Genomic DNA, 18,683 nt, shown 5'->3' with positions numbered 1-18,683 from the left:
TGTTTTTAAAAGCTGACATGGAAAATGCTCCTGAAAATCCCCCGATTCCTCCAAGGACCTCGGGTCTCATGGTTTCCTGCACATGCTTTTTCATTAATTCAACCGACTTATACCCGGCTTCAATGTCAACTCCTGCATTCTTATAATCCATTTTTCTCCTCGCCTCCGATTTTCTCACTTCTTCATCTGGGATAAATATTCCTGATAGCCGATCTGATCCAGTTTCTCCGCTTTTTCTGCTACCTCATTTTTTAAGTTTTCCGAGTATTCCTTCAGTCTTCCTAAAAGTTCCCCGTCACTGACTGCTAAAATCCTGGCTGCAAGGATTCCTGCATTGGTTCCTCCGCCTATTGCAACGGTTGCAACCGGAACTCCGGAAGGCATCTGTACAATAGAATAAAGAGAATCCACTCCGCCAAGGTCCGAAGTCTTCATGGGGATGCCGATCACCGGCATTGGGAACAGGGCCGCGCACATTCCCGGAAGATGGGCCGCCTTGCCTGCGCCGGCAATGATGACCTTTATGCCTCTTGCTTCCGCCGTTTTGGCATATTCAAAAAATATATCCGGTTCCCTGTGGGCGGATATCACCGTCATCTCAAATTCCACTCCCAGTTTTTTTTAAAACATCTGCCGCCTGAGCCATAACAGGCATATCAGAATCACTTCCCATAACAATCGATACATTTGCCATAGTAAATTCTCCTTTTTTTGTTTGATGTGAGGATTCATTATTTGCAGTAATACTTCCTATTAGTTTTATTAATAATTATCGCTTATTAATTAACTTTTACTTATTAATTATAATACAAGTTTTTTTTCTGCTTCGTCAATGGTTTTCTTAAAAATTTGGCCACAGCCCCATAAGGGATACAAAAAGGCGGGAGAACCGGAAAGATATCTTATTCTCTCCGGTCTCCCGCCTGACTATGTATGGTTAATACTTTCCGCCTCCAAATGAGGATGGCTCCTCAAAATAAACCGGATCAATGGTAAGGGCCGGGACCTCCTGGTCTTCTGCATAAACCGGTTTTTCCGGTTGGGAATCCTTAGGCTTGGATTCTGTCGCCTCCTTCTCACCCTCATAAAGATCAAAGCCCTGAACAAGTCCCTTCATGATCTGGGCCTGACCTGACAGTTCTTCGCTTGCTGCAGCACTTTGTTCCGCTGTGGCGGAGTTGGTCTGAACCACGCAGGATATCTGGTCAATTCCCTGTGCGACCTGATCAACTGCCACCGCCTGCTTGTCAGAAGCCAATGCAATCTCTTCAATAATCGTATTAATGCGTCTGCTTCCTTCCACAACCGCCTGCATAGCCTTCGCTGTCTCAGCGGTAATTCTGGTTCCATTATCCACGGCGTGCATGCTTTCCTCAATAAGCAGCGTGGTGTTCTTTGCTGCTTCTCCTGATTTGCTTGCAAGGTTACGTACTTCATCTGCCACAACTGCAAAGCCTTTTCCGGCTTCTCCTGCACGGGCGGCTTCAACGGCCGCATTCAACGCCAGGATATTCGTCTGGAATGCAATATCCTCAATGGTCTTTATGATCTTTCCAATTTCATTGGACTTATCACTGATCTCCATCATGGCCTGATTCATTTCAGACATTTTTTTCACTGCTCTTTGCCACATTCCTGGTAGATTCTTCTGATGTGGAACGTGCCTCTTTTGCATTTTGGGCATTGACGTTTATCTGGTTTGATATATCGCTTATGGCAGCTGCAAGCTCCTGAATGGAAGAAGCCTGCTCCGTAGCGCCCTGGGACAATGCCTGGGCGCCGAGGATACCTGCTCCGAACCATTGGCTACCAGATCCGCTGACTGGTTAATGCGGAAAAGGGCTTCGCTTAAATTATTCCTGATACCACACATGGCCATAAGAATAGGCTCATAATCCTGGACATACTGTTCCTGATGCTGGGATTCAATCCGGAAATCCCCCATTGCCAATGATGTCAGCAAGTTGCTGATATCGTCAATCATGTTTCCGATATTGGAAATGGTGGCCCGCATGCTGTCAGCCAGAACTCCCAGCTCATCCTTCGACTGGTAATTTAACTGAATATGAAGACTTCCCTTTGACATTTCCCCTGCCGCCTTCTCAATCTCCTTGACCGGCACCACGATGCTCTTGGTCGTGAAAATCGAAAAGCCCAATGTAGCTAATATAGCAAGGAACTGCAAAGCGACCACTGCCGTCTGGGTTAGTCCTGCCGCCTTCTGAGCGTTCGTATAATTGGCATTGGCACTTTTACTGGCATCGTCACTGATTTTCACCAGATCATCCTGAACCTTGGTGAAATAAGGATTTAATGATTCAAAGAATATATCTGCTGCCTGTCTGGTCTTATTTTCCCTTGCCAGGCTAAACACCTGATCCTTAAAAGCTGCGCCTCATTTAAGGTGTTCTCGATGCTGTCCACCATGGATTGGTCTCCCTGATAGTTTTCCCTTAAAAACTGTATTTTGTTACGAAACTCTTCAAGGTCAGCCTCTGCAGTATCAATATATTCACCAGTAGTCTGTAAATCAAGGCTCATGGTTGCATATCCTACATTTTTAGCCGCAGACTGGATATCACGTCTCATCTCAAGAGTCTGCATATCGATCTGGTGTCCGTTGTTAAAGAAATCTACAAATTTACCGTTGTTTTGCCTTAAGCTTACCATGGAAATTGTGGAAACTATTAAAAACAGCACAAGGATAGCCCCAAAAGCAAGTCCAATTCTATTACCAATCTTTAAATTCTTCACCTTTGTCCTCCAATCACTTTATCTATCCCATTTTTGTATAACTAATAAATCCATATATATCTTATCGGCAAGTCTTGCTTTTTTATAAGTATTTTAATATAATTTGTTAAATATTTGGATATTTCTCGTTTTTTTAATTATTTTTTTGCAATTAAAGTCCTGATAAGGGAATATTTAATTCCTCCGTGCCCTTTAATACAAATCTGCCGTCATCAATAATTAAAACCCTTTCTCCGGAAGCCGTGACAGCCTCTATCCTATCCAGCTCGGCATAAGGTATGGTTATATCCGTATGACAGCTGAAATAAGCCTTAGATACATCTTCTTTTCTGAGAATGGAAACTTCATTATCCCTGGCAATGATCTCCTTGCCATTGGATTGTAAACAGGGCTATCCTCTGCCCAGCTGTAACAGGTGTCGCCCACTGCAAAATGGGCCCATCTTTCCACAATGAGAATTGGCAGCTTATCGATAATTCCGAACTTACGGGCCATAGCATAAGCCGTGGTATTGGTACCTATGGCAAACTCTCCCATGGGAAGGGTGTCGTGGTTCTTTAAGATCACCTGTTTCACAAGAGCCTTTCCTTCCGACGGATCCTCAAAATTGCTGCAGGAATAGTCCTTTATCATACCATTTTCAAAGGTCATGACAAGATCTTTAAACTGGAAGTCCGTAATATACACCGAACTGACTGCCAAAGTCCCTTCCGTTCCCGCAAGCCTTGGGGACGTAAACACTTCTCCAAGGGGAATGTTCACATCAGCCACACAGTTTTCAAACTTTGTTTCCTTATTCTTGTCTGTCAGCGGGCGAAGGGCCACTTTAAGGTGTGTCCTGTTATTTCCTTTTCCCGTTACCTCCACGTAATCTGCCTCATCCAGAACATCAATAACCGCCTGCTGGATTGCCTTATATTTCTCATAATCAAGGGTGTTGATTGCAATAGTCTCTTCAAAGATCTTTTCAAAGTCCTCCCCGATTTCCGGTACCGGAAAAGCAATGATGGTGAAGCTGGTCTCATCTCCAGGTACGTATTGATTGAGAATTCTTGAGGTTTCATTGGACATTTCCGCTGAAAGCTTTTCCTGTCTGGCATCCAGACGGTTGGCTTCCAGCTTATTCACCGGCTTAAAGCCTTCTTTTCCAAAGGTTTCAAGGACCGCAGGCCCTGCAAAGGCTGCCGCCTGTTCCTTGTAGGTTTCATAGGCCACCTTTAAAACTGCCGCTTTCCGGTCTTTAAATGCCTTATTCAGATAAAGGGCATCGTCGTAACGGTGATCATAATCATACTGTCTGTTGGGAGATGTGCTGTAGTAACCGGATTTCCGGCCGGCATTGGTATTGACTGTCCAGACAGCTGCACGGCAAAGGATGACCTTAAGACCAAGCTTTTCGAAGTTTTCCATGGCATATTTCACCATGCGCTCAAAGCCCAGCTCATAGCGGATCTGTACTGCTCCCTTTTTCTTTAAATCCCTTCCCATTACCTCAAAGCCTTTGCGGTATCCTTCGGTGTAGGTATCCGCCATAAGGCGTACCGTTTCCTCTGGCAGGGAATTTAAGAATTCTGCGGTTTTTAATTCTGAATCGGAAATGTATTCGCCAAAATAATACAAATACCGAAGATCCCCTAAGCCATTTTCCCGGATGATATCCGCTGCAAAGGAAAGCGTCGGATCAAGCCCTTCCCTGACCCGGAAGGTAACCGTATGATCCGTATAATCGCTGACAAACCAGTAGATTACTTCCTTAATTTTAGAAACCTCAGGGATTTCCTCCTCAAATATGTTGTAAATTTCAATAAGCGTTTCATTTAAAATGGTAAGATCCGTAAGTCTCCACTCATGGACAAAGACAATGTCCCCCCGGATCTCCTTATACAGATACGAAAGAAGCTGGCCATAGCCCTCTCCCAGCTTTGATACCGCATATGCCGGGTTGGCATAGCTCTCCTCATAATGGCCGGGTAAAATATCCTGGTAAAGCTTCTGGTTCCATTCTCTTAATACCTCCGCAGAAGCCTTTTTCTGGTCTCCGGACTCAATAAACCGGAGATACTCCCCCATCATGGTGATAAAGGACGCTGTCCTGGCGAAATAATCACGGTAAGGTTCCGGCACAGTTTGTTCCGTTGCCATCTGCCCGATCCGCTCCATAGACAGCTCAAAGCGCTCCTTAATATCCTCATTTTCCTGTTTAAACAATACTTGATAATCCATAATCGTTACCCCTTTATTCCTATAATGATAAGCACTGTCCAAAGAATGATAAGACCTAAACTGATCCCCATTCCTATTTTAGACAGTATGTATTTCTTTTCCTTTTCAAAGAAAGAAAGAACACCGTAAATCAGTGAAAAAAATGAAATCAACAGGCTGCAGAAGCAGACGGCTGCCACATTAAGCTGCGCCTGCCCTTCAGCCATTACAGAGCTGACGATTCCAATGATTCCTAGTATAAGTGCCCCGACTGCAAGTCCCAGGGACAGAAAGCTTCTTTTTGCAAAGGGCTTTCTAATGTAGGACACTCTTTTCTGCTTTTGCACGCCTTTTCCTCCTCATTCTCACTCTTGTATGCTGAATGATTTTATACAGGATGTATCCAAGGACACCTCCCAGTGTATTCAGTAACATGTCATCTACATCAAAGCACCCCACCTTGAAAATAAGCTGGGTGGTTTCAATGCTTAAGCTGAACAAAAAGCTTAACAGCATTGTATTAAACCATTGACGGCTCCTGCGGCTGATGACCGGAAGAAAGAAGCCGCAGGGCATAAAGCCCACAATGTTTCCCACAATATTCATCAGAAAGGATTCCAGTCCGACCACATGGCGGTAAATAATAAAACGCCGTATTTCCTTAAACGGGGTTAAGTTGTATGCATATTCCTGCCGAACATGGCTCCCCCTGCCGAAATAATCGGAGAAAAATAAAAAGTATGCCAAAAAGATCAGGTAAACTATAAAGATTACCCAACCCATCTTCTGCCGTTTTGTCGCATTTCTAATCATAACAGCTCCATCTATATGCGGCACTAAGGAAAACAGGTTTTCCTTAGCTGCCGCGGTATTGGCCCAATGAATATGCTTGCATATTCATTCCGCTCATTACTCGCGCAAAAAAGAGAGGGGCTGCTTATAAGCCACACCTTTCCACCAGCATCCTCTCCCATAATAACAGTTAAAATGTAATTTCAGATTTTCTCTTCAGCAAAAACGCTCCATTTATAATTGATATGGTCCCGGCGGCAATTCCGATAACGGTCATTACAATTCCAACACCAATGCTTAAAGCTCCTATATTTCTCATAGTTTTATAAACTCTCTCCATATTAAGCTCTCCTTTCCTTATTCCCGCCCATGCTCTTTGGGCATAAAGGTATGCCCGCAGGGTGTTTCCTTATTCCCATCCACGCTCTTTGGGCATAAAGGCATCCCTGAAAGGGATTATTTTACACCATAGATTTCGTAATAAGCATCAATGGCCTCTTTTATACCATTATCAATAATAACTTTTCCATTATACTCCCTGTTATGCAGATATTCAATGACTTCTGCCATGGAAACGATGGCTGCTGCTTTAAATCCATACTTTTCCTGGATTTCATCCAAAGCTCCCTTGTCCCCTTTTCCCTTTTCCATGCGGTTTAAGGAAACCATCAGGCCTAAAATCTCCACTTTTCCCTGGGCCTTGATAATAGGGAAGGTCTCTTCAATGGATTTTCCGGAGGTCGTCACATCCTCAATGATCACCACCCGGTCTCCATCCTTTATGGGGCTTCCAAGGAGGATTCCTGCATCACCGCCGTGATCCTTCTCCTCTTTTCTGTTTGAACAGTACTTGATTTCCTTTCCGTACAGCTCATGAAAAGCGATGGCAGTTGCTACGCTTAAGGGGATACCCTTATAAGCAGGCCCAAACAGAACATCAAAATCATCCCCGAAATTATCGTGAATGGCCTTTGCATAATATTCTCCCAGTTTTTTTAACTGCGCTCCTGTCACATAGGAACCTGCATTCATAAAAAATGGGGACTTTCTTCCGCTTTTCAGTGTGAAGTCGCCAAATTTAAGGACATTGCTGTCTACCATAAATTCAATAAATTCCTGCTTATACTGTTCCATTTTTTTATCCTCTCTATTAAAATAGTGCCTCTTACCGTACAGCTCCTATCAGTTCCCTGATATCCTCTACATGATATTTCTTCATATAATCCTCTATGCCCTTAACTACCTCTTCCGCCGCATAAGGATTCCGGAAATTGGCTGTTCCCACGGAAACAGCCGTAGCCCCTGCAAGAATGAATTCCATGGCATCCTCAGCATTCATAATTCCGCCCATGCCAATTATAGGAAGCTTCACCGCATTGGCAGCCTGGTATACCATGCGCACCGCAATGGGCTTAATAGCAGGGCCTGATAATCCTCCCGTTTTATTGGCGACTGCAAAGGTACGTCGGTTAATATCGATTTTCATTCCGGTCAAGGTGTTAATGAGGGAGAGCACATCTGCGCCTCCGGCCTCAGCCGCCTTTGCCATTACCCCAATGTCCGTCACGTTGGGGCTCAGCTTCATGATGACCGGCTGCTTTGCATACTTTTTAACTTCCCTTGTTATGGCTTCAACCGCTTTAGGATCCTGCCCAAAGGCGATTCCTCCCTCTTTTACATTGGGGCAGGAAATGTTGATCTCCAGCATATCCACCGGCTCATCTGCCAATCGCTCCACAACTTCAATATAATCTTCTGTGGTCTTTCCGCATACATTGACAATGATTTTTGTATCATACTTCTTTAAAAACGGAATATCTCTCTTAATAAAAACTTCCATTCCAGGATTCTGAAGGCCGATGGCATTGATCATGCTCCGTAGGTTTCCGCGATTCTGGGTGTAGGGTTACCGGGCCATGGTACATTAGCCACGCCTTTTGTAACCACAGCGCCCAAATGATTCAAATCAATCATCTCGCTGTATTCTTCACCGGAACCAAAGGTGCCGGAAGCAGTCATAACCGGGTTCTTAAGCTCCACTCCGGCCAGATTCACTTTCGTATTCATCTAAAATTCTACCTCCTCAGCCTTAAATACCGGACCATCCTTGCAGATACGCTTATTGTGAACCATGGAATGCTCGTCCACTGACTTGCTTTTGCATACGCAGGCAAGACAGGCTCCAATGCCGCAGGCCATCTTTCCTCCAGGGAAAGATAACATTCTATTTCATTTTCAAAGGCATAGGCCTTAAGAGCCTTTAGCATGGGAGTAGGGCCGCAGGCAAAAATCACATCGCCTTTTAAGCCGTTTTCCCGGATGGCATCCAAAACATTGCCCTTAGTTCCGGCGCTTCCGTCCTCTGTGGCAATATAAGTATCTCCATATGGGTGAAATTCTTCATTTAAAAACAGGGCATCCCGGTATCCAAGTACCACCTGTTTCTCGCAGGGCAAATGCTTTGCCAGCTCCAGCATGGGAGGAATTCCAATTCCGCCGCCGATCAAAAATGCTTTTTTCCCTTTTCCACCGGCTTCAAGGGGAAATCCATTGCCCAAAGGCCCCATGACCTCAACGGAATCTCCTTCCCTGTAATGGGAAAACTCTTCCGTTCCTCCCCCTGCAACCCGGTAAACCAGCCTTAAAAGCCCCTTGTCCTTATCTGTCTCGCAAATGCTGATGGGGCGTGGCAGAAGCTTTGCTCCATCCTTCGTATATAGGTCAACAAACTGTCCCGGTTCTGCCTGGCCAGCGATTTCCTTTGTCTTAATCCACATGCTGTATACATCGTCTCCAAGCCGTGTCTGGCTGGCAACCACTGCTATTTCCTTTACCTTTGCCATGCAATCCCCCTATAATACCCTGTTGATATCGGAAACCATGTCAATAACCGCCTGTCTGGAGGCTTCACCGAAATGCTCTCCGCCAAACCGGGCGTAGCTTTCAGATTTATAAGCTGCAATAATTCCCCTGGAGGAGTTTACAATGGCTCCCAGGCCGTCCTCGTTAAAGCAATGCTTCAAATCCTCTGCCGTTCCTCCCTGGGCGCCGTATCCCGGTACCAGAAATAGGTGTTTGGCATCAGCTTGCGGAGAATCCTGCTCATCTCAGGATAGGTGGCCCCCACAACAGCTCCCACATTGCTGTAAACACCATCCATGCAGTCTGCTCCCCATTCCACAACCTTTTCCGCAACCAGTTCATACAGCGGCCTTCCGTCAATCAGCTGATCCTGGAATTCTCCGCTGGAAGGATTGGAGGTTTTCACAAGAACGAAAAGGCCCTTGTCTTCTTCCCTGCACACATCCACAAAGGGCTTCACGCCATCGGTCCCCAAATATGGATTGACCGTAAGGAAATCTGTACCGAAAGCAGAAAAGCTTTTGTTTCCAACCTTCACCTTACCGATATGCGCCGTAGCATAAGCGGCTGATGTGGAACCAATATCTCCTCTCTTAGCATCTCCAATGACGAAAAGCCCCTTTTCCTGGCAATAATTCACAGTCTTTGTATACGCTTTCAGGCCTTCGATGCCAAACTGTTCGTACATGGCAATCTGAGGCTTAACGGATGGAATCAGATCATATACATGATCAATAATTTCTTTATTGAACTGCCAAATAGCTTCCGCAGCACCTTCTAAGGTTTCACCGAATTCTTCAAATGCCTTCTTTGTAACGTGCTCTGGTATATAGTTTAACATGGGGTCCAAACCTACACAGATTGGGGCCTTTGTTTTTTTGAATTTTGTCTATTAACTGCCTGATCATAGCTTCCTCCTTGGATCTCTTTGCCCTTATTTTTCTCTATTCTTACCAATTCTATCATAAGAAAGAACTGCTTCAAGCCTTTTGCCAAACTGATCGAAAAAAATCCTGGTCCCTGTCATAGGGCGTAAGATAAAACTGCTTTAAAACATACATGCTGATCTTATTTGCCAACGCCTGATCCCCATCTTCTTCCATCTTTCTTTTCAACCGTTTTAAAAAGAAATGCCAGTCTGATACGTATTTTTCATACCTCTTTGCATCAGGGGTATCAATCCATTTGCGCACCTTGACCTTTGCCCTGTTTTCCCTTCTGCACTCATGAACCTGGAGAAAATACTGAAACCCCTGCTCATCATAGATCCGCCCCAATGGGAACAGACGGCAGATTCCAGGGCGGAAGCTGTGAATCCCGCATCGTCCCTCCTGGTTTAAAAAGCCGCACCTTTCCACTTTTCCTCCCATTTTTAAGTTAGGAAGCACAATTCCATCCACACATTTAGTTCCAGCTTATCTGCAAGCAGTTCCTCCAGGGTACAACGGAGATTTTCCGTCAGCCGGAAACAGTCAAGGGGGTCCAGGATGACCGACTGCCCCATCCCTGACAGCAGGCAAAACAGCCCTTGCAATCACCGCAGTCAGCCTTTACCATATCGTTTAAGCCATATAATTTTCCATCTGAGATCTCTTTCCAATCGATTTCCCGTTTCATGAATCATTTTCCTCAACTTTCTTTTTAACAAACATGGATATTCTACCATTTCCGGCTAATACATTCAATGACAGATTAATTTGTTTGTAAAAATCAGCACTTGTCTTTGTGAAACCGTAAATTCAGTACTTCACAGAATTTTCACAAACTAATTAGCACTCACCTCTTGACAGTGCTAACAACGTGTGTTATATTACATGTATAACAAATAGAAATGCACCGGATAGCCGGTGACAAATATATTACCAAAAAGGAGGAATCTTTTATGTTATTAACCAGAAGAAATAACTTATTTGATGAATTTTTCAATGATCCGTTTTTTTACGGATGCTTATCACAACAGACAGTCCCTGATGAAAACCGACATCGAAGACAATGGAAACGACTATGTCATTGAAATCGAGCTTCCTGGCTATAAAAAAAGAGGAAGTGCGAGCCGAATTAAAAGAAGGATATCTGACCATATACGCGGAAACTGTTTCCGAAAATGAAATAAAAGATCAGAAAAACTATATCCGCAGAGAGCGTTACAACGGCTCTGTGAAAAGAAGCTTTTATGTAGGTTCCGGCCTGAAGCAGGAAGATGTCAGGGCCTCCTTTGAAAACGGCATCCTGAAGCTGGTTGTTCCAAAAGAAGCTCCAAAGCAGATCGAGGAAAATCACTATATTACCATTGAGTAAAATACCTTGGATAACACAGAACAGACAAAAAGGGAAGACCCCCATTTTCAGGGTCTTCCCTTTCTTTCTGTACCAGCAGATCGATCTTATCAGCCTTTATACTCTTTTAAAAATGCCGTAGTTACATATGCCCCGCTTTTATAAGACTTTTTCTCCATGGCTTCCTCTGCTTCCAGCTTTACATTCATCCACATTTCTTCTGCAGCAATGGTCAAATGAGCAAGCATGATCCCCATGCAGATTTCCCGCATGGACACAAAAGAAGATGACGGCAGGAATTCCCTGCAGGAAAATACATAGATTTTATCACGATAAACGATAAAACGCCAGGGCTGGGTATTCATGGCCGACGGAGCAAGGCGGACAGCCTTTAATATATTCTTTAAAGATTCTCCTGCTTCTTCCTTAAACACGCATAATTCCTTTAAAGGAAGCCGCTTTGCCGTTGCAGGGTCACGGTAAAGCAGGGTTTTGGGATATCCAAAGGCAACTACAATTACCTGCTTTAACCCTGTCGGACCAGGCTCCGGAACCTTGGTGTTCCCCAGATAACAGGTACCAAGCCCTTTTCCTGTCATATATAAAAGAACATGCTCCAGCACATATCCTGCGTTTGCCAGATATCCCTCCTTCTCCTCGGAGTAAAACACCAGATAATAAGGAGCCTCCACCTTCCACAGTCCCTTAACAGGCAAATGCTCTTCCATATTTTCACTTATTCCCAGCTTAATCTGAATATCCCCGTGCAGCCTTGGTATATTTTCCCCAAAATAAAGAATGTCCTTTAACAGCTGCCCCGGGACTTCTTCCTTCTTAAATTTCCTGATCGATCTTCTTTTAAATATCATCTGATACAGATTCATACCTGCTCTGCTCCCCTCTCCTCTATCCAACCACCGGACTTAAATAAGCCGGCTCATTTCTTCCAAAAGCCCGGCAAATACCTGGAGTGCGTCCTTCACCGGTTCAGCTGTCCCCATGTCAACGCCGCACAGCTTTAATAAGTCTATGGGAGTCATGGAATTTCCGCCGCTTAAAAATTCATAATATCCCTTTACCGCATTCTCATCTCCCTTAAGAATCCTGCTGCTGATCGCAATGGCAGCCGAAAACCCTGTGGCATACTGGTATACGTAAAACGGTGTATAAAAATGCGAGATTCTGGACCATTCATAATCGATTTCCTGATCGACCACCATATTAGGGCCAAAATACTCCTCATTCAGCCGGTGATATATCCTGCAAAGGACTTCCGCAGTGAGCACCTCTCCTTCCCCTGCCAGACGATGGGTTTCTGCTTCAAACTCCGCAAACATGGCCTGCCGGTAAAGAGTCCCACGGAAACTGTCCATAAAATGATTTACAAGGTAAGCCCGTTCCTTTTTATCTGACGTGGTTTCCAATAGATGACGGATGAGCAGCGCTTCATTGCAGGTAGAAGCCACCTCCGCCACAAAAATCTTATATCCTGCATCAACATAGGTCTGGTTTTTATCGGAAAACCAGCTATGGAGCGCATGCCCCATCTCATGAGCCAGGGTAAATACACTGTCAAGAGTTCCATTAAAGTTTAAGAGCACATAGGGATGGCTTCCGTAAACTCCCCAGGAATAAGCACCGCTCCGTTTTCCTTCATTTTCATATACATCAATCCACCGGTTGCTGAAGCCTTCTCTTAAAAGAGACAAGTATTCCTCTCCCAGAGGCTTAAGGCCCTCCAGCACCATGGCCTTGGCTTCCTCAAAGGTAATTTTACGCTCTTCCCTTGAAACCATGGTACATAAAGGTCATACATATGCAGTTCGTCTACCCCAAGGGCCTTCTTTCTGATGTTTACATATCCATGGAGGTCTGGCAGCCCCTCATGAACTGCTTTTATGAGATTATCATACACTTCCTCCGGAATCTCATTCTCTCCAAGAGAATGGGCTCTGGCAGAGGAATAATTTCTTGCCTTGGCGTAAAAAGCCGCCTGTTTCACATTGGAAGAAAAAGTCGCAGCCAGGGTATTGCTAAACTGTCCATAGACGCTGTACAAAGCCTCAAACGCGGACTTTCTCACCCTTCTGTCCTGCTTTTCCATAAGGGCAACATAATTTCCATGAGTGATCCTGACCGGCTGATTCTTTTCATCCATTATTTCAGGAAATTTTACATCCGCATTGTTAAACATATTAAAGATTTCGGAAGGGGCTGATGTGGCTTCCATGGATTTTGCCAGCAGGGCTTCCATAGGGCTGATAACGTATGGGCCTTCTTCTTTAAAATAATTTCAAAGGTCCTGTCATAACGTTTAAGCTCCGGCGTGTTCTTCCGGTACCGGTCAAGGGTTTCCTCCGGTATCTCCAGGATTTCCGGTATCAAAAATGACGACAGCCCAGCCGCCTCATAGGAAAGGGACCTTGCCCTGGAGGAAAATTCCTGATACCTGGCATTGCCCGTATCTTCGTCGGATTTCTGCCTTCCGTATACGAATAATGTTTCTATTTTCAGGGATACCTCTTCATCAAACTTCAGACAGGAAAAAAAGCACCTCGCCAGAATCTGCCAGATGTCCTTCATAACTTTTATAACCTGAAAGCGAGCGTTCTGTTTCGCGGAACAGATCCTCCCATGCACTCTCAGACGGCAGAATGTCCGCCAGGTTCCATGTATCGCAAACCGGTATTTCTTCTCTCTTTTTCAAATAAATCCCTCCAACTCCTTCACTTGTGTTTATTCTATCACCCAAATTTGAAAGAGACAATCAGCAATATGGAAATATTTTATTGAATTTTGATATTTTTATTGTATTATATTATCGGAAGCCAAAAACACTTCCGGTAATCGGATGGACGGGGCACAGAACGCCCCTTTTATCTTCACTTGCGCTGCAAGTTCAGATACCCTATACTATACGAAAACGAACCAGGAGTCCAGCCATGAATATGATACGAACAAAAACCCCCAGCAAAACCCAAATCAGCGACTTGCACCGCCTGCAGGAAACCTGCAGAAAACATGACCATATTTCTATCACCTTTCCTATGGATGAGGACTGTATCTTTTACTTATTATACGACGAAGCCAGCCTCTTATCCGCCCTTTCCGCTTTTTTTAATGAAAACGGGGACTATGAATGCTGCGCTTATACCCTTCCGCCAAACAGGCAGAAAGGACATTTCAGGATGCTTCTGGAAGAACTGCTGAAGGAAACGGATGACAGTGACCTGGTCTTCCCTGTGGATGAGACCTGTGAGGATACTGTCCAAACCCTTAATGCCATAGGAGCCTCCCTTTGGTATCAGGAGCATTTAATGGCGCTTTCTGCTTCCGCTTTTTTGAAAACCGGTCTGGCTAAAGACAACCGTTTTTCTGCGTCTCTTACGCTCTCTATGGCTTCTGATGATGAAGGCCCTTCCCTTTGTACCTTTCTGATAAAGGACACCCCTGTAGGCTCCTGTTACCTGGATTTCAGGGGACGGAGCGCCTATTTTTACGGGTTTGAAATTTCGGAAAATTTACGGAACCAGGGGCTTGGCAGCGCCTGCCTTTATCTGCTTTTGGAAACCTGCTTTTCCCTGCCTGGCTCTGAAAAACTGAAAAAGCTTTCTCTTCAGGTGTCCGGCCAAAATGCCCCTGCCATGGCAATATATAAAAAGGCAGGCTTTCAAATTACGGAAAGCCTGTCCTACTATCTATACTAAGCATTATTTTATTTCCCGGACCATGCAGTATTGTTTTAAATGAAAACGCTTTTCCACAATGCTGAAGACCTTGAAGCCGAAATGTTCATAAAACTGTACATTGCTTTCATTGTGTGTTTCCAGGGAAATCATGAGCTTATTTTTATCTGCGTAGTCAATGGCTTCCCTTAACAGGAGAGAGGATATTCCATGATGCTGAACGGCAGGGCGCACAGCCAGATAAATGATGTGCAGCCGTTTCTCCTGGTCAAGCCGGTCCGTCCAGCTGGAATTCAAATAATCCCTTCCCTGGAAAAAAATTCCAGAATGTTTTTAAAGAAGGATCTTCCTTGATCAGATAGCCGTCCGTTTTTAAAAGGGCGGCTGCTTCTGCCAGATAGTAATGAAAGGCATTGTAAGGCTGGGATTCATCATCCACCACAAGGATCCCGTTAATTTCCGGGCTGTCGGCATATATTTCACAAGTTTCTAAAAATTCCTCCATATCACATTCAAATAATTCCGGGAGCAGACGGCTCCTGGTGTTTCCGTCAGGGATCAGGCTGCAATAAAGCGGATCTCCGGCAAAGCATTCTGTCAGCAGTTCCTTTAATTTTTCCACATCTTCTTTTTTTACCCGGTACAATCGGTCGCTATCCATAATCTTAATCCTCTTCCATTTCCTTTTAACACCGTACCACCTTTTATGGCGTGTATTCATTTCTTTTCGTCTTTTGCTCGATTACTTGCTTGTAATTCCTTCTCCAATATTATATAATATTATACATAAAAGTTGTATAGCACTTTACTACAGAAAGGGCGGCAAAAAGAGTATGATTGACATCAAAAAAATTCATTGATCTAAATGCTTTGCAAAAAAATCCAGGATCAATTTTCCGACTCCACCGGCCTGGCAGCCATTACGCTGGACGCAGAAGGCAATTACATAACAAAGGGAAGTAATTTTTCTGATTTCTGTATGAAATACACCAGAGGGAGCCAGGAAGGCCTCCAGCGGTGCCAGAAGTGCGATGCGGAAGGAAGCGGAGCCTATTTCTGCCATGCAGGCCTTATGGACTTTTCCACCGACATCATCATAAACGGTGAAAAAGTGGGCGCTGTCATAGGTGGACAAGTTCTCCCGAAAGAACCGGAGGAAGAAAAATTCCGAAGCATTGCAAGAGAAATCGGCGTAAACGAAGCTTCCTATGTGGACGCACTTAAAAAGATTCCTGTCCGGTCCGAGCACATGATCCAGGCTTCCGCCCAAATGCTGGGAAACATCGTAAACCAGCTGGTCAATCTTGAATATATTAAGGCCATTACACAAAAAAGAAACAACGTTCTTGATTCCGAAATAGGAAACATCCAAAGATCCTTAAGCGAAGTGACAAATAAAACCCGTGATCTCCAGAATGTTGCCTCCATGGAAAATATCCTTTCCATCAACGCCTCCATTGAAGCCGCCAGGGCTGGAGAAGCAGGGGTAGCTTTGCCGTGGTTGCCAGAGAGTTTGGAGATATATCAAAAAGCTCCGGAGCTGTCTATCAAAGGATCCATGAGCTTGTTGGAGCGATCGAAAAGTCCGTAAGGAATCTAACGGAAATCGACTAACATATAAAAAGTGAGGAAAGCCTGCTAAAAGCTTTTCCTCACTTTTTTATGATTGTATATAAACTTTATTCTTCCCAGTTATGGTAAGTGGCCTGTACGTCATCTTCCACATCTAAAAGATCCAAAATCCGGTTCATCTTCTTAACGGACTCTTCATCCGTTAATTCCACCCAAGTCTGAGGAATCATGGTAACATCTGCTTCCACCATGGGAACGCCTGCAGCTTCCAGTGCCTCACGCACTCCACTGAATTCCTCTGGTCCGGTAATTACTTCAAAGCTGTCCTCTTCCTCAGAAAAGTCTTCGGCGCCTGCTTCCAGGGAAATCATCATCAGCTCATCAGGATCCAGTTCACATTCTTCTTTATCAATGATGATCTGGCCTTTTCTATCAAACATAAAGGACACACAGCCGGGAGTTCCCACATTGCCGCCGCCTTTGGTAAATGCGTTTCTTACGTTTGCTGCAGTCCGGTTCTTATTGTCTGTCAGCGTATCTACGATGATTGCAACCCCGTTAGCCGTATCCTTCGTATGTAATGGTTTCATAATTAACAGAACCTGCATCGCCGGCTGCTTTTTTAATGCCGCGGTCAATGGTATCATTGGGCATATTATTGGCCTTCGCCTTTGCGATAATATCACGGAGCTTACTATTGTTTGCAGGGTCTGGTCCGCCTTCTTTCACCGCTACCGCCAGTTCTCTTCCAATGACAGTGAAAACCTTGCCTTTTGCGGCATCGTTTTTTCTCTTTTTTTGTGTTTAATATTCGCGAACTTTGAATGTCCTGACATTGTTTCCAACACTCCTTTTCTTTCTCTATTTCGTCCTTATAATTTGTCAAGCGGATATTCGCAATCCGCTTCGCTACTTGATTCGGCTAAAAAATCAACATCTTTTTCATTTTAGCACTATTTTTATTATCTTGCAAGAAAATAATGCACAGCCGCCGATTCCCCTTTTTACCTGGGAACAAATGACAGCTGTGCACGTTTTACACTTTTTACTCCGGAGATTCCTCATGGGCCTCTATTTTCTTAAGGTCCGCATCCTCCTGCTTCTCTTCCGGTTCTTCTTTCCTGACCCGGATGGTATGAATGATCTTATTTTCCACACGAAGGATTTTGAAACAATATCCCAGAATGGACACCTCCGTCTCTTCCCCTTCCTGGGGAATCCGGTCCAGCCTGGAAATCAGCAGACCGTTTATGGTATCATAGGAGTCGTAATCCTCCTCGTCAAATTCAATGTTCAAGGCCCTTTCTACATCTTCCAGGGGAGTCATGCCGCTCACCACATAGGAACCGTCGTCTGAAGGGACAATGTATTCTTCATCCACATCATATTCGTCCAGGATATTGCCTACGATCTCTTCCAGAATATCTTCCATTGTCACGATACCCGCCGTCTGCCCATATTCATCCACTACAATTACCATATGGATCTTTCTGGACTGCATTTCCTTAAACAGGGTATCAATGTTCCTGGTTTCCGGAATGAAATGAGCCTCTCTGAGAAGTCCCTCGATCTCCCACAGCTGACGGGACGCATTCCTTTTATTTTCCACGGCTATAAGAGCATCCTTCATATGAAGGATCCCGATAATATCATCCACATCTTTTTTATAAATCGGATAACGGGAATTGAATCCCTCTTTCAGTATAAAATTCACAGCCTCCCGAAGAGTGATCTCGCCATCCAAAGCGACAAGATTCTTTCGGTGGGTCATAATATCCCCGGCTTCCTTATCATTCAGCTCAAAGATGTTTGTAATCATCTCCGCTTCCCTGGCCTCTAAAACGCCTTGTTCATGGCCCTCGTTCACCATGGACATGATGTCCTCTTCCGTAACGTTCTCATTATCTGATGCCATATCGATACCCAGCAGCTTTAAGACAAAGTAAGCCACCACATTGGCCAGCCAGGTAAAGGGGATAACAGGTATCATAATGACAGATACCGCAGGCAGCATCCGATACCCCCATTTTTCAGGGTTTTTCGCCGCACATCGTTTTGGAATAATGATGCCAAAGCTGATCAAAAGCACGACCAGCAGGACAGAAACCAGCAGCAGGCTGATAAGGGATATCCATTGGCTGGCATAAGCCCCGTCTCTTGTCAGGACAGTCTCTAACCTTGCTCCCAGCTGCTCCAAAACAAAAGCCCCGGTTACCATACCGATTAAATTTGTGGTGATCTGGATAGTATTTACAAACCTTGTCGGCCTGTTTACAATATGTAACAGCTGACCGGCCTTTTTACTACCCTCCTCCATCTGATGCTCCAGTTCGCCTGTATTCACGTTTTGGATTGCTGCTCCAAATCCATAGAATATAGCGTCCAGCACGATAAAAGCAATAAAAATAATCACGCGTATAAGCGGATTGCCATCGTCCATTCTAAAAATCTACTCCTTTTGTCCATTATCATTCGTATTTTTTTCTCGTAACTACTTAGAAATATACCATTTTCTCAGTAATCCGTCAAGGAAGTTCG

At 44.5% G+C, this 18,683-nt stretch carries 17 protein-coding genes and 6 pseudogenes; 3 read left to right on the top strand and 20 right to left on the bottom strand.

Annotated features, from left to right (window positions below):
- Positions 1 to 174 precede the first annotated feature (174 nt).
- The 14 genes and pseudogenes from purE to JCM10519_RS30365 form a co-directional block, all read right to left on the bottom strand.
- Positions 175 to 694 (bottom strand): annotated as a pseudogene (purE, locus tag JCM10519_RS14950) (5-(carboxyamino)imidazole ribonucleotide mutase).
- 243 nt (positions 695 to 937) lie between these two features.
- A complete protein-coding gene (locus tag JCM10519_RS14945; RefSeq protein WP_347844329.1) occupies positions 938 to 1,609 on the bottom strand; it encodes a methyl-accepting chemotaxis protein in 672 nt (223 codons plus the stop codon).
- 102 nt (positions 1,610 to 1,711) lie between these two features.
- On the bottom strand, positions 1,712 to 2,374 hold the full coding sequence (locus JCM10519_RS14940) for a HAMP domain-containing protein (RefSeq protein WP_054740127.1): 663 nt from the start codon (positions 2,372 to 2,374) through the stop codon (positions 1,712 to 1,714).
- Positions 2,311 to 2,754: an MCP four helix bundle domain-containing protein gene (locus JCM10519_RS14935; protein ID WP_054740126.1), complete on the bottom strand. Its 444-nt coding sequence runs from the start codon at positions 2,752 to 2,754 to the stop codon at positions 2,311 to 2,313. The genes JCM10519_RS14940 and JCM10519_RS14935 overlap by 64 nt, the downstream gene beginning before the upstream one ends.
- A 282-nt stretch (positions 2,755 to 3,036) precedes the next feature.
- Complete coding sequence (locus JCM10519_RS14930; RefSeq protein WP_347844328.1) at positions 3,037 to 4,977, bottom strand: aminopeptidase; 1,941 nt, start codon at positions 4,975 to 4,977, stop codon at positions 3,037 to 3,039.
- A 5-nt stretch (positions 4,978 to 4,982) separates the two neighbouring features.
- The gene (locus tag JCM10519_RS14925; RefSeq protein ID WP_054740125.1) at positions 4,983 to 5,303 is read right to left on the bottom strand and encodes a hypothetical protein; all 321 of its coding nucleotides are present in this window, start codon (positions 5,301 to 5,303) and stop codon (positions 4,983 to 4,985) included.
- Positions 5,272 to 5,769: a VanZ family protein gene (locus JCM10519_RS14920; protein WP_054740124.1), complete on the bottom strand. Its 498-nt coding sequence runs from the start codon at positions 5,767 to 5,769 to the stop codon at positions 5,272 to 5,274. The genes JCM10519_RS14925 and JCM10519_RS14920 overlap by 32 nt, the downstream gene beginning before the upstream one ends.
- Before the next feature lie 169 nt (positions 5,770 to 5,938).
- Positions 5,939 to 6,088: a hypothetical protein gene (locus tag JCM10519_RS14915; protein ID WP_054740123.1), complete on the bottom strand. Its 150-nt coding sequence runs from the start codon at positions 6,086 to 6,088 to the stop codon at positions 5,939 to 5,941.
- 116 nt (positions 6,089 to 6,204) lie between these two features.
- Positions 6,205 to 6,882, bottom strand: a complete 678-nt coding sequence (gene pyrE, locus JCM10519_RS14910) for an orotate phosphoribosyltransferase (protein WP_054740122.1) — start codon at positions 6,880 to 6,882, stop codon at positions 6,205 to 6,207.
- A gap of 31 nt (positions 6,883 to 6,913) precedes the next feature.
- Positions 6,914 to 7,815 (bottom strand): annotated as a pseudogene (locus tag JCM10519_RS14905) (dihydroorotate dehydrogenase).
- A pseudogene (locus tag JCM10519_RS14900) lies at positions 7,816 to 8,591 on the bottom strand (dihydroorotate dehydrogenase electron transfer subunit). It abuts the pseudogene before it with no gap.
- A 9-nt stretch (positions 8,592 to 8,600) separates the two neighbouring features.
- Positions 8,601 to 9,518: pseudogene (pyrF, locus tag JCM10519_RS14895) on the bottom strand (orotidine-5'-phosphate decarboxylase).
- A gap of 72 nt (positions 9,519 to 9,590) precedes the next feature.
- Positions 9,591 to 10,010, bottom strand: a complete 420-nt coding sequence (locus tag JCM10519_RS14890) for a YkgJ family cysteine cluster protein (protein WP_347844327.1) — start codon at positions 10,008 to 10,010, stop codon at positions 9,591 to 9,593.
- Between the two features lie 58 nt (positions 10,011 to 10,068).
- Positions 10,069 to 10,227, bottom strand: coding sequence for a hypothetical protein (locus JCM10519_RS30365; RefSeq protein ID WP_347844326.1), 159 nt, complete (start codon positions 10,225 to 10,227; stop codon positions 10,069 to 10,071).
- 429 nt (positions 10,228 to 10,656) lie between these two features.
- On the opposite strand from JCM10519_RS30365, the gene JCM10519_RS30360 reads away from it, so the two are divergent.
- Complete coding sequence (locus tag JCM10519_RS30360; protein ID WP_347844325.1) at positions 10,657 to 10,908, top strand: Hsp20 family protein; 252 nt, start codon at positions 10,657 to 10,659, stop codon at positions 10,906 to 10,908.
- Between the two features lie 89 nt (positions 10,909 to 10,997).
- Here the strand turns inward: JCM10519_RS30360 and JCM10519_RS14880 are convergent, their stop codons facing one another.
- Positions 10,998 to 11,771 carry a nitroreductase family protein gene (locus JCM10519_RS14880; protein ID WP_054740121.1) on the bottom strand — a complete coding sequence of 258 codons (774 nt, stop codon included), beginning with the start codon at positions 11,769 to 11,771 and terminating at the stop codon, positions 10,998 to 11,000.
- A 39-nt stretch (positions 11,772 to 11,810) separates the two neighbouring features.
- A pseudogene (pepF, locus tag JCM10519_RS14875) lies at positions 11,811 to 13,594 on the bottom strand (oligoendopeptidase F).
- A 235-nt stretch (positions 13,595 to 13,829) separates the two neighbouring features.
- Between pepF and JCM10519_RS14870 the strand changes: the two are divergent.
- The gene (locus JCM10519_RS14870; RefSeq protein ID WP_054740119.1) at positions 13,830 to 14,594 is read left to right on the top strand and encodes a GNAT family N-acetyltransferase; all 765 of its coding nucleotides are present in this window, start codon (positions 13,830 to 13,832) and stop codon (positions 14,592 to 14,594) included.
- Positions 14,595 to 14,597: 3 nt separating this feature from the next.
- On the opposite strand, the gene JCM10519_RS30355 is transcribed toward JCM10519_RS14870, so the two are convergent.
- Positions 14,598 to 14,870 carry a GNAT family N-acetyltransferase gene (locus tag JCM10519_RS30355; RefSeq protein WP_347844324.1) on the bottom strand — a complete coding sequence of 91 codons (273 nt, stop codon included), beginning with the start codon at positions 14,868 to 14,870 and terminating at the stop codon, positions 14,598 to 14,600.
- The gene (locus JCM10519_RS30350; protein ID WP_347844323.1) at positions 14,842 to 15,234 is read right to left on the bottom strand and encodes a hypothetical protein; all 393 of its coding nucleotides are present in this window, start codon (positions 15,232 to 15,234) and stop codon (positions 14,842 to 14,844) included. The genes JCM10519_RS30355 and JCM10519_RS30350 overlap by 29 nt, the downstream gene beginning before the upstream one ends.
- A 204-nt stretch (positions 15,235 to 15,438) precedes the next feature.
- On the opposite strand from JCM10519_RS30350, the gene JCM10519_RS14860 reads away from it, so the two are divergent.
- The gene (locus tag JCM10519_RS14860; RefSeq protein ID WP_347844322.1) at positions 15,439 to 16,164 is read left to right on the top strand and encodes a PocR ligand-binding domain-containing protein; all 726 of its coding nucleotides are present in this window, start codon (positions 15,439 to 15,441) and stop codon (positions 16,162 to 16,164) included.
- An 88-nt stretch (positions 16,165 to 16,252) separates the two neighbouring features.
- Here JCM10519_RS14860 and JCM10519_RS14855 read toward each other — a convergent pair.
- Together JCM10519_RS14855 and JCM10519_RS14850 are read right to left on the bottom strand one after the other, a co-directional pair.
- Positions 16,253 to 16,981 (bottom strand): annotated as a pseudogene (locus tag JCM10519_RS14855) (YebC/PmpR family DNA-binding transcriptional regulator).
- A gap of 209 nt (positions 16,982 to 17,190) precedes the next feature.
- A complete protein-coding gene (locus tag JCM10519_RS14850) occupies positions 17,191 to 18,585 on the bottom strand; it encodes a CNNM domain-containing protein (RefSeq protein ID WP_054740117.1) in 1,395 nt (464 codons plus the stop codon).
- Positions 18,586 to 18,683: the final 98 nt, after the last annotated feature.

It is taken from the genome of Clostridium sp. NkU-1, assembly GCA_001312405.1.
The sequence above is the reverse complement of the archived record's forward strand: the minus strand, read 5'-3'. Positions and strand labels throughout refer to the sequence as shown.

What these genes read in the sequence shown, in the direction of transcription:
- JCM10519_RS30350 (WP_347844323.1), bottom strand. Translation starts at nt 15,234, where the DNA reads ATGGATAGCGACCGATTGTACCGGGTAAAAAAAGAAGATGTGGAAAAA.
- JCM10519_RS14945 (WP_347844329.1), bottom strand. Translation starts at nt 1,609, where the DNA reads ATGTCTGAAATGAATCAGGCCATGATGGAGATCAGTGATAAGTCCAAT.
- JCM10519_RS14870 (WP_054740119.1), top strand. Translation starts at nt 13,830, where the DNA reads ATGAATATGATACGAACAAAAACCCCCAGCAAAACCCAAATCAGCGAC.
- JCM10519_RS14850 (WP_054740117.1), bottom strand. Translation starts at nt 18,585, where the DNA reads ATGGACGATGGCAATCCGCTTATACGCGTGATTATTTTTATTGCTTTT.
- JCM10519_RS14880 (WP_054740121.1), bottom strand. Translation starts at nt 11,771, where the DNA reads ATGAATCTGTATCAGATGATATTTAAAAGAAGATCGATCAGGAAATTT.
- JCM10519_RS30365 (WP_347844326.1), bottom strand. Translation starts at nt 10,227, where the DNA reads ATGAAACGGGAAATCGATTGGAAAGAGATCTCAGATGGAAAATTATAT.
- JCM10519_RS14930 (WP_347844328.1), bottom strand. Translation starts at nt 4,977, where the DNA reads ATGGATTATCAAGTATTGTTTAAACAGGAAAATGAGGATATTAAGGAG.
- JCM10519_RS14915 (WP_054740123.1), bottom strand. Translation starts at nt 6,088, where the DNA reads ATGGAGAGAGTTTATAAAACTATGAGAAATATAGGAGCTTTAAGCATT.
- pyrE (WP_054740122.1), bottom strand. Translation starts at nt 6,882, where the DNA reads ATGGAACAGTATAAGCAGGAATTTATTGAATTTATGGTAGACAGCAAT.
- JCM10519_RS14860 (WP_347844322.1), top strand. Translation starts at nt 15,439, where the DNA reads ATGCTTTGCAAAAAAATCCAGGATCAATTTTCCGACTCCACCGGCCTG.
- JCM10519_RS14920 (WP_054740124.1), bottom strand. Translation starts at nt 5,769, where the DNA reads ATGATTAGAAATGCGACAAAACGGCAGAAGATGGGTTGGGTAATCTTT.